The organism is Phyllobacterium sp. T2-21 (assembly GCF_055378485.1).
The window spans coordinates 994,672-1,006,878 of record NZ_AP027912.1; the positions used below are offsets into that span (position 1 = coordinate 994,672).

Genomic DNA, 12,207 nt, shown 5'->3' on the forward strand with positions numbered 1-12,207 from the left:
GATTGAAGATGATGACAGATACAGAAGAGCCCAGGCGCGAGCGCTCAACGGAAGCGTTTTTCGGCAGACGCAATGGCAAGACACTGCGGCCCCTGCAACGCTCCATCCGCGACGAGTTGCTGCCGCTGCTGAAACTGGATCTGTCGGAACCTGCACCCGGCGACCTTCGCAGTCTTTTTACTGCGGAGGTCGACAAGGTTCGGCTCGAAATCGGCTTTGGCGGCGGCGAACATCTGCTGCATGAAGCTGCCCGTTTTCCCAAGTCCGGCTTTATCGGTGTCGAGCCTTTCGTCAACAGCATGGCAAAGCTGGTTGTCGATCTGCACGAAAATCCCCTGCAGAACATTCGCCTGTACGATGACGATGCAACGCAGGTCCTGGACTGGCTGCCGGACGCATCGCTTGACGGTATCGATCTGTTTTATCCGGATCCTTGGCCGAAAAAGAAACATTGGAAGCGCCGCTTCGTCAGCCAGAAGAACCTTGACCGTTTTGCCCGGGTGTTGAAGCCGGGCAGCCCGTTCCGTTTTGCATCGGATATCGATACTTACGTCAACTGGACATTGCAGCATTGCCGCGCTCATGGGGCGTTCGCGTGGCAGGCTGAGACATCCGCCGACTGGCACACGCCCTATGAGGCCTGGCCCGGCACCCGCTATGAGCAGAAAGCGCATCGCGAAGGGCGTGTCGGTGCCTACCTGACTTTTTCACGCCGCTGAATTGCCGATCCGGCCGATATTGGCCGGTCTTCCCCAATACGTGACAGCTTCCAGACAGTTTTCTCCTGTCAATCTGAGCATGAGGAGACCGCTGGGAGGCTGTCCTATAGTGTATTGGTGTACGTTGAATTGCGCGCTTGACGTCAGTTCAAGACTTTGACTGTTGCCGCCTCCCGGCTTCTTCAAAGATCCAGCAAAAACAGACGGCGGAATGCTGTCACGGGAGGATTTCTACAATGCGTAAAATGTTGCTTGCTTTCGCTGCTGCCGGCGCGATGATTGTGTCGGGTTCGGCCTTTGCTGCCGATTACAAGATCATGGCACCGGCTGCCCCCGGCGGTGGCTGGGACCAGACCGCCCGCACCATCCAGTCCGTGTTGCAGGATGAGAAGATTTCCGGAAGCGTTCAGGTGGTCAATGTTCCCGGCGCCGGCGGCACCATCGGTCTTGCCCAGTTTGCCAATTCGGCAAAAGGTGATCCGGCGCAGCTGATCGTCGGCGGTTACGTCATGGTCGGCGCCATCCTGACCAATGCGTCGCCGGTCAATCTCAGCCAGGTTACTCCCATCGCCCGGCTGACCGGCGAATTCGAAGCGCTGGTTGTCCCCGCAGCATCGCCCATCAAGAGCATGGCCGATCTCGCGGAAAAGCTGAAGTCCGATCCAGGTTCGGTGTCGTGGGGCGGCGGCTCGGCTGGCGGTACGGACCACATCACGGCTGGCCTGATCGCCAAGGCAGCGGGTGTTGACCCGACCAAGGTCAATTATATCGCCTTCTCTGGTGGCGGCGAAGCGCTGGCTGCCATTCTCGGCAATCAGGTGACGGTGGGCATTTCCGGTTATGGTGAATTCGAATCGCAGATCAAGGCTGGTACGCTGCGCATTATCGGCATTTCCAGCGATGCGAAGGTAGCGGGCGTCGATGCACCGACGTTCAAGGAGGGCGGCATTGATGTGGCCATCCAGAACTGGCGCATGGTTGCCGCGGCCCCCGGCATTTCCAAAGAACAGGAAGCTGTGATCAGCGCCGATGTCGAGAAGATGGTGAAGTCGAAGGCGTGGCAGGATCAGCTTGCCACCAAGGGTTGGGCAGACACCTATCTTGCAGGTGATGCGTTCAAGACGCAGCTGGCGAAGGATACCGAAGCAACATCGGCAATCCTGAAAGATATCGGCCTTGTAAAATGACAAACAACGTGTCTGCATCCGCAACGCGCCGCCCTGACCGGGCGGCGCTTGTCATAGCCGTCGTTCTCGCCCTGGTTGCAGCTGTCATCGTCTACAGTACAGCGACCGCCCACGGTGGAAGCACCACGCGCATCGGCCCTGGCGCATTTCCCTACACCATATCCGGCTGTCTTTTCGTGCTGTCCGTCTGGACCGGCATTGAAGCCTGGCGCGGGGATTTTCCCGAGCGCGAGGCGCAGGAATTTGGCCCTGTCATCTGGATTGTCGGCGGGCTTGCCGCGCAGATGCTGCTCCTGAACACGGTCGGCTTTTCCATTGCAACCGGCATATTGTTTGCGGCGACAGCCCGCGGTTTTGGCAAAAGGCCGCTGTGGATGACCATTCCGATCGGGATCGTCCTTTCTTTCGTCGTCTGGATCATTTTCGCCAAGGGGCTGCAATTGTCGCTTCCTGCCGGGCCGCTTGAGCACCTCATTTAAAAGGCATCACAGCCATGGATACATTTACACTCCTCGCCCACGGCTTTCTGGTCGCGCTGGAGCCGATGAACCTGTTTTACGCGCTCGTCGGTGTCACGCTCGGTACCGCTGTCGGCGTTCTGCCCGGCATCGGGCCGGCGCTGACGGTGGCGCTGCTTTTGCCGGTCACCTACAAGCTTGACCCGGCGGGTTCACTCATCATGTTTGCCGGCATTTACTATGGCGGCATGTATGGGGGGTCGACCACGTCGATCCTTTTGAACACGCCGGGGGAAAGCGCTTCCATCGTTACGGCGCTGGAGGGCAACAAGATGGCCCGCGCCGGCCGTGGAGGGCCTGCGCTGGCAACGGCCGCCATCGGTTCCTTCGTTGCCGGCCTGATCGCAACGCTTGGGCTTGCGCTGATTGCGCCGACAATCGTCAAATTTGCCCTGTCGTTCGGTCCGGCCGAATATTTTGCCCTGATGATCCTGGCGTTCATGACCGTATCCGCCGCCTTCGGCGATTCAACCTTGCGCGGCCTCACAGCGCTCTTTCTCGGCCTTGCCCTCGGATTGGTTGGTATCGACCTCCAGACGGGGCAGGCGCGTCTGGCTTTCGGTATTCCCGACCTTCTGGATGGTGTGGAAGTCACCACTCTTGCTGTTGCCCTGTTTGCAATCGGCGAGACCCTCAGTGTTGCGGCTGCCCGCTACGGCGGGGATGAAAAGATCGAGCCGGTCAAGGGATCGGTGTGGATGAACAGGGAAGACTGGTCGCGGTCGTGGAAACCATGGCTGCGCGGCACGGTCATCGGTTTCCCGATCGGCGCCATGCCGGCAGGCGGCGCCGAGATCGGTACATTCCTGTCCTATTCGGTGGAGAAGCAGCTGGCGAAGAAGCCGGAGGAATTTGGCCATGGCGCCATTGAAGGTGTTGCAGGCCCGGAAGCCGCCAACAATGCATCGGCTGCCGGAACACTGGTCCCGCTGCTGACGCTTGGGCTGCCGACGACGGCAACCGCAGCGATCATGCTGGCCGGTTTCCAGCAGTTCGGTCTGCAGCCCGGACCGCTGCTGTTCGCCACCAATCCGCAGATTGTCTGGGGATTGATTGCCAGTCTTCTCGTGGCCAATTTCATGCTGCTGGTGCTGAATCTGCCGATGATCGGGCTCTGGGTGCGCTTGCTGTCCATCCCGAGGCACTGGCTTTATGCCGGCATTCTCGTGTTTGCCACGCTTGGCACCATCGGCGCCAACCCGTCGACATTCGAGCTTGGCATGCTGCTGGCATTCGGTGTCATGGGGTATATTCTGCGCCGGTTCGGTTATCCGATCGCGCCGGTTGTGGTCGGCCTGATCCTCGGGCCGATGGCGGAGCAGCAATTGCGCCGTGCGCTGGCGATCAGCCAGGGCGACGTTACCGTGCTGGTCGGGTCGCCCATTGCGATCATTCTGCTTGTTTTGGCGGTCTGTGCCGTGGTCGTGCCACTGATCTTGCGGGCACGGGGCAAAGGCAAGGTACTGTCGCAGCTTGCTGCGAACGAGGACTGATCAGTGATCAGCCCAGTCCACCGGGATATTAATTCCGGTGGATCGTGCTGAACTGAACAGGGTCAATGCCAAGATTGCGCAGATCCGACGGGATCGGCTGATGACCGAGGCGTGTTGCAGAAGCAACAGCAACGGCACTGCCGAATACGTTGAGAAAGCGGCTGATCTTGTAAGGCATATGTCTCTTGGTCATGGCTCATTCCTTTCGCAGTTATATTGCGATGCAGCATAGATAGGGGAGTTGGCTCGAAAGGGTTAGGCCCCGCAGCGCACGGCAGCCATGCGAAAATGCATTGCGGTGGCATGAATTCGGCATTTTCGGCCCTTACAAAAGCCTGAATCCATTTGTTTGGATGATTTTTGACCAATCCGGCATATCGCGGTTTGAACGGCAGGCCCTTGCAACGCGGGAAGCGGTATGTGCGGCTGCATGCGGCGTTGAAATCGCCGAACTGTGGCGGACGCGCAGAAATTCGTCACAGAGCTTGAAACTCTCCCCTCATTTCGATATATAGAAGTCATATTCTTGGTCGATAGAACAGGGGTGGGTCCACACAGGTCCCGCTCTTTTTTGTTTCTTGGGGCCGAAACAGGGAAAATTCTGCGTGACAGACGGCACCAAAACAGAACACCAAGCGGTTGAAACAACCGCGCATGAAGAGCGCATTATCACCGAGACGGGCGTCGATGCCCGTATTGCCGGTATTATCGAGCCAGTGCTGGAATCCATTGGTTTCCGCCTTGTGCGTGTTCGGCTTTCCGGACTGAACGGCCTGACCTTGCAGATCATGACCGAACGCTTCGATGGCACCATGACCGTCGAGGATTGCGAACTGGTCAGCCGGACGATGTCGCCGGTTCTCGATGTGGAAGACCCAATCGACCGTCATTACCACTTGGAAGTATCGTCGCCGGGTATCGATCGCCCGCTGGTGCGCAAGTCGGATTTCAGCACGTGGTCCGGTCACATCGTCAAGGTTGATACATCTGCCGTTCTGAATGGACGCAAGAAATTCCGCGGCCGCATTGCCTCCGTTACCGATGACAGTGTCACGATAGAAAGCGATCAGGCGAGTTATGGTGATGAGCCGGTGATCGAGGTGCCATTCGAGTTGATCTCGGATGCACGGCTCATTTTGACGGACGATCTTATTCGCGATGCCTTGCGCCGCGACAAGGACTTACGCGAAGGCCGGATTCCCGAGGAGGGCGCCGTAGCGCCTGACGACGCCGAATCCGCTGAGCGGGAACAGACAAAACAGGATTGATCTTCATACGCCGCGGGAGAAGCGGTGCGATGAACCCCCAAGGGGAACTTCAAGGAGAAAGACATGGCAGTCAGTGCAAACAGGCTAGAACTTCTGCAGATCGCCGATGCGGTGGCCCGCGAGAAGTCGATTGACCGCGAGATCGTCATTGCGGCAATGGCCGATGCCATTCAGAAGGCCGCGCGTTCGCGTTACGGTCAGGAAACCAATATCCGCGCCGATATCAATGCCAAGACCGGCGAGATCAAGCTGCAGCGCCTGCTGGAAGTTGTCGAAGATGTTGAAGATCCGGTGACGCAGATCAGCATGGATGCCGCGCGCGACCGCAATCCCGATGCGCAGCCCGGCGATTTCCTTGCCGATCAGCTCCCGCCGATGGATTTCGGCCGTATTGCCGCCCAGTCCGCCAAGCAGGTTATCGTGCAGAAGGTGCGTGAAGCCGAGCGTGACCGCCAGTATGACGAATACAAGGATCGTGTCGGCGAAATCATCAACGGCAGCGTCAAGCGCGTTGAATACGGCAATGTCATCGTCGATCTCGGTCGTGGTGAAGCGATCGTCCGCCGCGATGAACTGATCCCGCGCGAGACATTCCGCTACGGTGACCGTGTTCGCGCCTATGTGTATGACGTGCGCCGCGAACAGCGCGGCCCGCAGATTTTCCTGAGCCGCACTCATCCGCAGTTCATGGCGAAGCTGTTCACCATGGAAGTGCCTGAGATTTATGACGGCATCATCGAAATCAAGTCGGTTGCCCGTGATCCCGGCTCGCGCGCCAAGATTGCCGTGATTTCGCGTGATTCCTCGATCGATCCTGTCGGCGCCTGCGTTGGTATGCGCGGCTCGCGCGTTCAGGCGGTTGTCGGTGAACTCCAGGGCGAAAAGATCGACATCATTCCGTGGTCGCCTGAACCGGCGTCCTTCATCGTCAACGCGCTGCAGCCGGCGGAAGTCGCCAAGGTTGTGCTTGATGAAGATGCGGAACGTATTGAAGTTGTGGTTCCGGATGACCAGCTATCCCTGGCAATCGGTCGTCGCGGCCAGAATGTGCGCCTTGCATCGCAGCTGACCGGCTGGGATATCGATATCCTCACCGAGCAGGAAGAGTCGGAACGCCGCCAGAAGGAATTCGTCGAACGCTCCAACCTGTTCATGGAAGCGCTTGATGTCGACGAGATGGTCGGTCAGGTTCTTGCATCGGAAGGTTTTGCCAGTGTCGAGGAAATCGCCTATGTGGATGGCGATGAAATTTCCTCCATCGATGGTTTCGATGAGGAGACGGCAAGCGAAATCCAGCAGCGCGCCCAGGAATATCTCGGCCGCATCGAAGCTGAACGCGATGCCCGCCGCAAGGAGCTGGGTGTTTCGGACGAACTGCGCGATCTGCCTGGCATGACGAATGCCATTCTGGTTGCTGTCGGCGAAGACGGCGTCAAGACGATTGAAGATTTCGCCGGTTATGCGGTGGATGAACTGACCGGCTGGCGTGAGCGCAAGGATGGTGAGACAATCAACCATCCCGGCATTCTCTCGGCTTTCGAAGTCAGCCGTACCGATGCGGAGCAGATGGTTCTGACAGCGCGCCTCAAGGCCGGCTGGATCACCGAAGACGATCTGGTTGCTGTTGAGACGGATGAAGTGCCGGACGAAGAGGTCGCTGGCTGAGAGCGAGAGGCCTTTGTACGTGGAACCGGAAATGAATGACAGGACATGCATTGTCACGCGCGAAGGCGGTTCTGTCGATGACATGATCCGGTTCGTCGCAAGCCCGGACGGGGCGGTTGTCGCTGATTTGAAGCGCAATCTTCCCGGGCGGGGGTGTTGGGTGAAGGCCCAGCGGCGTTATATTGATGAAGCGGTCAAGCGAAAGCTCTTCCCGCGCGCATTGAAAACCAATGTGACTGTCCCGGACGATTTCGGGTTGGTTGTTGAGCAGATGCTGGTAAAATTCGCGCTTGGCAGTTTTGGGTTGGCGCGCAAGGCCGGTGTTGTGGTAACAGGGGCCGCAAAGGTGGACTCAGCTATCCGCAACGGCACCGCAGCGATGGTTCTTCATGCCCGTGAAGCAGCGGAAGATGGCATCCGCAAGCTTGACCAGGCCCGCCGTTCGGTAGTTTATGCCGGCGGACCGGAAATTCCCGCCCTTTCATTGTTTGAAAGCAGTGAAATGGATTTGGCACTAGGCGGGGTAAATGTGATACATGCTGCCGTACTCAAGGGGAAGGCAGCTGCCGGGTTCGTCGAGCGAGCTTGGCTGCTACAGCATTTTCGCGATGGCCGTACGGATCTGGCCGACGCTAAAGCGGCATCTGCCGCGAAGGAAACGGAAACGGAATGAGCGATACAAAATCGACAGACGACAAGACGCTTGGCGTCAATAAAAAGACCCTGACCCTGAAGCGGCCTGGCGTTGAACAGAGTACTGTGCGTCAGAATTTCAGTCATGGCCGCACGAAGTCTGTTGTCGTTGAAACCAAGAAGCGCAAGTTTAGCCTTCCGGATCAGAAGCCGGAGGTAACGCCGCCTGCTGCGCCTGCACCGGCAACACCGGCGCCCGCATCTGCGGCACCTGCTCCTTCTGCACCGGTTGTGCGCCCGGCGGCCCCCCAGCCGGCCCCTGCACCCGTGCAGGCGACGACATCAAGTGCTGCTCCTGCGCCAGCGCCGCGTCCGGCGGCTCCTGCGCCAAGCACCTCAGCCGCTTCTGCATCCGCGAGCGCGCGTCCCGCTGCTCCGGCGCATTCGCAGCGGCCTGCCCAGCAGCCCTACCGTTCATCGCGTCCGAACGACCGTTCGGGCATGGTGCTGAACACATTGTCGTCCGCCGAGCTTGAAGCCCGCCGCAAGGCACTCGAGGGTTCAAAAGTTCGTGATGCGGAAGATCGTGCGCGTGCGGCAGTCGAAGCTGCCCGCCGTGCAGAGGAAGATGCTTTGCGCGCCAAGGAGCGCGAAGAATCCGCCCGCCGTCAGGCCGAGGAAGAAGAGCGCCTGCGCAAGGAAGCCGAAGCCAAGCAGCGTTCGGAAGAGGAAGCCCGCAAGCGCCAGCCTGAAACCGCGAAAGCGGCCGAAGATACCGCTGCGCCGAAGGGTGCCGTCCGCAAGCCCGTCGCTGACGAGGAAGAAGAACGTCGTGGTCCTGCGGGTGCCCGCCGTGGCAGCAGTGCCGCTCCGGCCAAGCCGGAAGTGCGCACACCCAAGGTCGTCAAGGGCGAAGACGAGCGTCGTCGCGGCAAGCTCACTCTGGGCACAGCTCTGAACGATGAAGGCCGCAGCCGTTCGCTGTCCGCGATGCGCCGCCGCCAGGAAAAGTTCAAGCGTGGCATGCAGCAGGACACCCGCGAGAAAATCGCGCGCGAAGTCATTCTGCCGGAGACCATCACCATTCAGGAACTTGCACAGCGTATGGCCGAGCGTTCGGTTGACGTCATCAAGTTCCTGATGAAGGAAGGCCAGATGATGAAGCCGGGCGATCTGATCGACGCCGATACGGCTCAGCTGATTGCCGAAGAATTCGGTCACACGGTTCGCCGCGTTGCGGAATCCGACGTTGAAGAAGGCATCTTCAACGTGCAGGATGACGAAGGTGCGTTCGAATCCCGTCCGCCTGTTGTCACGATCATGGGTCACGTCGACCACGGCAAGACGTCGCTGCTCGATGCCATCCGCAAGGCCAACGTGGTGTCCGGCGAAGCCGGTGGCATCACCCAGCACATCGGTGCCTACCAGGTTGAGCAGAACGGTCACAAGATCACGTTCATCGATACGCCCGGCCACGCCGCCTTTACAGCGATGCGCGCACGCGGTGCACAGGCCACGGATATCGCTATCCTTGTGGTTGCCGCCGACGACAGCGTGATGCCGCAGACGATTGAATCGATCAACCATGCCAAGGCAGCGGGTGTTCCGATCATCGTGGCGATCAACAAGATCGACAAGCCGTCCGCCGATCCGCAGAAGGTCCGCAATGGCCTGTTGCAACACGAAGTCTTCGTGGAATCGATGGGCGGTGAAACGCTCGACGTGGAAGTGTCGGCAAAGACCGGTGCCGGTCTCGACAAGCTGCTCGAAACGATCCTGCTCCAGGCTGAAATTCTCGACCTGAAAGCCGATCCTTCACGGACGGCCGAAGGTGTGGTCATCGAAGCCAAGCTCGACCGCGGTCGTGGTTCGGTTGCGACCGTTCTCGTCCAGAAGGGTACATTGCGTCCGGGCGACATCATCGTTGCCGGCAGCGAATGGGGCCGTGTCCGCGCCCTCGTCAATGATCGCGGTGAAACGGTCAAGGAAGTCGGTCCGGCAACGCCGGTCGAAGTTCTGGGCCTTCAGGGTCCGCCCCAGGCTGGCGATCGCTTTGCCGTGGTGGAAAACGAAGCCAAGGCCCGCGAGATTTCCGAATACCGCACGCGTCTTGCCCGTGAAAAGGCAGTGGCACGTCAGGCTGGCTCGCGCGGCTCGCTCGAACAGATGATGAGCCAGTTGCAGGTCACCGGCCTGAAGGAATTCCCGCTGCTCATCAAGGGCGACGTACAGGGTTCCATCGAAGCCATTGCCGGTGCGCTGGACAAGCTCGGAACCGACGAAGTCCGGGCGCGCATCATCCATTCGGGTGCTGGCGGCATCACCGAGAGCGATATTGCTCTTGCCGAAGCCTCCAATGCTGCGATCATCGGCTTCAACGTACGTGCCAACAAGCAGGCACGTGACCTGGCCGAGCGTGAAGGCATCGAGATCCGCTACTACAACATCATCTACGATCTGGTGGATGATGTGAAGGCAGCCATGTCCGGCCTGCTGTCGCCGGAACGCCGCGAAACCTTCCTCGGCAATGCGGAGATCCTCGAGGTCTTCAACATTACCAAGGTCGGCAAGGTTGCGGGTTGCCGTGTCACGGAAGGCAAGGTCGAACGTGGTGCAGGCGTACGCCTTATCCGCGACAACGTTGTCATTCACGAAGGCAAGCTCAAGACGCTCAAGCGCTTCAAGGACGAAGTGTCCGAAGTGCCTGCGGGTCAGGAATGCGGTATGGCGTTCGAGAACTATGACGATATTCGCGCAGGCGATACGATCGAAGCGTTCCGCGTCGAACACATTACCCGCACACTTTGACGCCAAGCCCCTGCAAGGGCAGCGTTTAAATCATCGATAACAGGATCGCCGGAACAAAAACCGGCGATCTCCTGTATCTTGGGATACGATAAATATGTCTCGTTTTGCCTCATCGTCCGGCCCCTCGCAACGCCAGCTGCGCGTCAGTGAGCAGGTGCGTCACGCGGTTTCTCAGGTGCTTCAGCGCGGCGACGTGCGTGATGACACGCTGGAAAACGCCGTTGTCGCCATTTCTGAAGTGCGCATGTCGCCGGATCTCAAGATCGCCACCTGCTTTGTCTCGCCCATTGGCGCGAAAGACAGCGATGCGGTGATTGCCGCGCTGAACCAGCATGCAAAATTCATCCGCGGCCGGGCAGCGGCCTATCTGAAGCAGATGAAATACATGCCGGAATTCCGGTTCCGCATCGACTCGAGCTTTGACAACTACGCCAAGATCGATGCGCTGCTGCGCAAGCCCGAGGTGACCCGCGATCTCGATGATCATCACGACCACGATGATGATCATGATGATCCCAACCCTGGCGATGTGCCGGGACATGGCCCTGACGGCAACGGAAACAATTGAATGTCGAGACAGCGCAAGAAAAAAGGCCGGCCCGTCTCCGGCTGGCTGATCTTTGACAAGCCGAAGGGCATGGGCTCGACCGAAGCCGTCTCCAAGGTCAAGTGGCTGTTCAAGGCTGAAAAAGCCGGACATGCCGGCACGCTCGACCCCCTCGCATCCGGCATGCTGCCGATCGCGCTGGGCGAAGCGACGAAGACCGTCCCCTATGTCATGGACGGAACCAAGATTTACCGCTTCACGGTCACGTGGGGTGCTGAACGCACCACGGACGACATGGAAGGCGAGATCACCGTCACATCGGAGCATCGCCCGGACGAGGCATCGATCAAGGCCATTCTTGCCAGATATACCGGTGTGATTCAGCAGATTCCGCCAAAATTCTCCGCCATCAAGATTGCCGGCGAGCGCGCCTATGATTTGGCACGCGGCGGTGAAGACGTGGAAATCCCTTCACGCGAAGTCGAAATCGACCGGCTCGAACTGATTGAACAGCCCGACGCGTCCACCGCGATTTTCGAAGTCGAATGCGGCAAGGGCACCTATGTCCGCTCACTCGCCCGGGACATGGGGCGGGATCTCGGTTGTTATGGTCATATCTCCGATCTGCGCCGCATTGAAGTTGCTCCCTTTGACGAACAGGATTTCGTCACGCTCGAGGAACTGGAAGCGGCTCACCCGCCGGCCCCTGTCGAGGGTGAGGAAGGGGAGGACCGTTCCTACGAAGCCATCGAGGCGCGTTTCTCGGTGATGGATGCATTCCTGATCGATACCGGCGCCGCGCTGGAGAGCCTGCCGCAGGTCGCCCTCTCCGACGATCAGGCGCACCGTATCCGCATGGGCAACCCGGTCATCCTGCGTGGCCGCGACGCGCCGGTGGAGGCTGACGAAGCCTGCGTAACGAGCAAGGGCAAGCTTCTTGCCATCGGCTTCATCGAACAGGGTCAGTTCAAGCCCAAGCGCGTTTTCACCGCTTAAGCTTTCACGTAAACCCAGGCATCGATTCCTGATTTCAACCGCACTTCGATGCGTTTGTAATCGGACACTTCGTAGGCGTCCGCCGCGGCGAGTTCGCTCGCCGTGATCTTGAAAACCGTCCCCGCGACCTCGTCGCCGGCATCGCCGCTTGGTACCACGATGGGATGGAAATTGCTGCCGCTGGCACGGATGACATCGGGATCGGTGATTTCGATCATCGATTTCCTGAAACCTGGCATCGCATCCGGCGTGCCTTGCAGAAGGCGGCCGAAGGAAGACAGCTGGACACCCTCCTGCTGCAGGGTTCCATAGGAAAACAGATGGATCGCCGGTGTGTCATTCATGCTGTGCTCCTCGGGCGCTTCGTCCTTAG

Annotated in this window: 12 protein-coding genes; 10 read left to right on the plus strand and 2 right to left on the minus strand. The window is 59.2% G+C overall.

The window, feature by feature from the left end:
• The first annotated feature begins 11 nt into the window (after positions 1-11).
• From trmB to ACZ5FP_RS04980, 4 genes are all read left to right on the plus strand, one after another.
• Complete coding sequence (trmB, locus tag ACZ5FP_RS04965) at positions 12-719, plus strand: tRNA (guanine(46)-N(7))-methyltransferase TrmB (RefSeq protein ID WP_288191783.1); 708 nt, start codon at positions 12-14, stop codon at positions 717-719.
• Between the two features lie 236 nt (positions 720-955).
• Positions 956-1,906 (plus strand): Bug family tripartite tricarboxylate transporter substrate binding protein, encoded by a 951-nt coding sequence (locus tag ACZ5FP_RS04970; protein ID WP_464662501.1) that lies wholly within the window; start codon positions 956-958, stop codon positions 1,904-1,906.
• Complete coding sequence (locus ACZ5FP_RS04975; protein WP_464662503.1) at positions 1,903-2,385, plus strand: tripartite tricarboxylate transporter TctB family protein; 483 nt, start codon at positions 1,903-1,905, stop codon at positions 2,383-2,385. The genes ACZ5FP_RS04970 and ACZ5FP_RS04975 overlap by 4 nt, the downstream gene beginning before the upstream one ends.
• Positions 2,386-2,399: 14 nt before the next feature.
• Positions 2,400-3,917 carry a tripartite tricarboxylate transporter permease gene (locus tag ACZ5FP_RS04980; protein WP_463011878.1) on the plus strand — a complete coding sequence of 506 codons (1,518 nt, stop codon included), beginning with the start codon at positions 2,400-2,402 and terminating at the stop codon, positions 3,915-3,917.
• Positions 3,918-3,945: 28 nt separating this feature from the next.
• Here the strand turns inward: ACZ5FP_RS04980 and ACZ5FP_RS04985 are convergent, their stop codons facing one another.
• Positions 3,946-4,110: a hypothetical protein gene (locus ACZ5FP_RS04985; protein ID WP_165403430.1), complete on the minus strand. Its 165-nt coding sequence runs from the start codon at positions 4,108-4,110 to the stop codon at positions 3,946-3,948.
• 412 nt (positions 4,111-4,522) lie between these two features.
• Here ACZ5FP_RS04985 and rimP point away from each other — a divergent pair, with 412 nt between their 5' ends.
• From rimP to truB, 6 genes are all read left to right on the plus strand, one after another.
• Entirely contained in the window at positions 4,523-5,185 is a 663-nt protein-coding gene (rimP, locus tag ACZ5FP_RS04990; protein ID WP_464662506.1) for a ribosome maturation factor RimP, read from the plus strand.
• Positions 5,186-5,248: 63 nt separating this feature from the next.
• Positions 5,249-6,850, plus strand: a complete 1,602-nt coding sequence (gene nusA / locus ACZ5FP_RS04995) for a transcription termination factor NusA (RefSeq protein ID WP_464662508.1) — start codon at positions 5,249-5,251, stop codon at positions 6,848-6,850.
• Positions 6,851-6,881: 31 nt separating this feature from the next.
• Positions 6,882-7,523, plus strand: coding sequence for an RNA-binding protein (locus ACZ5FP_RS05000; RefSeq protein WP_374042649.1), 642 nt, complete (start codon positions 6,882-6,884; stop codon positions 7,521-7,523).
• Complete coding sequence (infB, locus tag ACZ5FP_RS05005) at positions 7,520-10,291, plus strand: translation initiation factor IF-2 (RefSeq protein WP_464662510.1); 2,772 nt, start codon at positions 7,520-7,522, stop codon at positions 10,289-10,291. The genes ACZ5FP_RS05000 and infB overlap by 4 nt, the downstream gene beginning before the upstream one ends.
• A 94-nt stretch (positions 10,292-10,385) precedes the next feature.
• Positions 10,386-10,859, plus strand: a complete 474-nt coding sequence (gene rbfA, locus ACZ5FP_RS05010; RefSeq protein WP_223612059.1) for a 30S ribosome-binding factor RbfA — start codon at positions 10,386-10,388, stop codon at positions 10,857-10,859.
• On the plus strand, positions 10,860-11,834 hold the full coding sequence (gene truB / locus ACZ5FP_RS05015; protein ID WP_464662512.1) for a tRNA pseudouridine(55) synthase TruB: 975 nt from the start codon (positions 10,860-10,862) through the stop codon (positions 11,832-11,834). It abuts the gene before it with no gap.
• Here the strand turns inward: truB and ACZ5FP_RS05020 are convergent.
• Complete coding sequence (locus tag ACZ5FP_RS05020) at positions 11,831-12,178, minus strand: gamma-glutamylcyclotransferase family protein (protein ID WP_464662514.1); 348 nt, start codon at positions 12,176-12,178, stop codon at positions 11,831-11,833. The genes truB and ACZ5FP_RS05020 overlap by 4 nt on opposite strands.
• Positions 12,179-12,207 lie beyond the last annotated feature (29 nt).

Bases quoted from the DNA above. Each gene is read 5' to 3' on its own strand.
- truB (WP_464662512.1), top strand. From the start codon at position 10,860: ATGTCGAGACAGCGCAAGAAAAAAGGCCGGCCCGTCTCCGGCTGGCTG.
- ACZ5FP_RS04980 (WP_463011878.1), top strand. From the start codon at position 2,400: ATGGATACATTTACACTCCTCGCCCACGGCTTTCTGGTCGCGCTGGAG.
- ACZ5FP_RS04985 (WP_165403430.1), bottom strand. From the start codon at position 4,110: ATGACCAAGAGACATATGCCTTACAAGATCAGCCGCTTTCTCAACGTA.
- nusA (WP_464662508.1), top strand. From the start codon at position 5,249: ATGGCAGTCAGTGCAAACAGGCTAGAACTTCTGCAGATCGCCGATGCG.
- ACZ5FP_RS05020 (WP_464662514.1), bottom strand. From the start codon at position 12,178: ATGAATGACACACCGGCGATCCATCTGTTTTCCTATGGAACCCTGCAG.
- rbfA (WP_223612059.1), top strand. From the start codon at position 10,386: ATGTCTCGTTTTGCCTCATCGTCCGGCCCCTCGCAACGCCAGCTGCGC.
- trmB (WP_288191783.1), top strand. From the start codon at position 12: ATGACAGATACAGAAGAGCCCAGGCGCGAGCGCTCAACGGAAGCGTTT.
- ACZ5FP_RS04970 (WP_464662501.1), top strand. From the start codon at position 956: ATGCGTAAAATGTTGCTTGCTTTCGCTGCTGCCGGCGCGATGATTGTG.
- ACZ5FP_RS04975 (WP_464662503.1), top strand. From the start codon at position 1,903: ATGACAAACAACGTGTCTGCATCCGCAACGCGCCGCCCTGACCGGGCG.
- infB (WP_464662510.1), top strand. From the start codon at position 7,520: ATGAGCGATACAAAATCGACAGACGACAAGACGCTTGGCGTCAATAAA.
- ACZ5FP_RS05000 (WP_374042649.1), top strand. From the start codon at position 6,882: ATGAATGACAGGACATGCATTGTCACGCGCGAAGGCGGTTCTGTCGAT.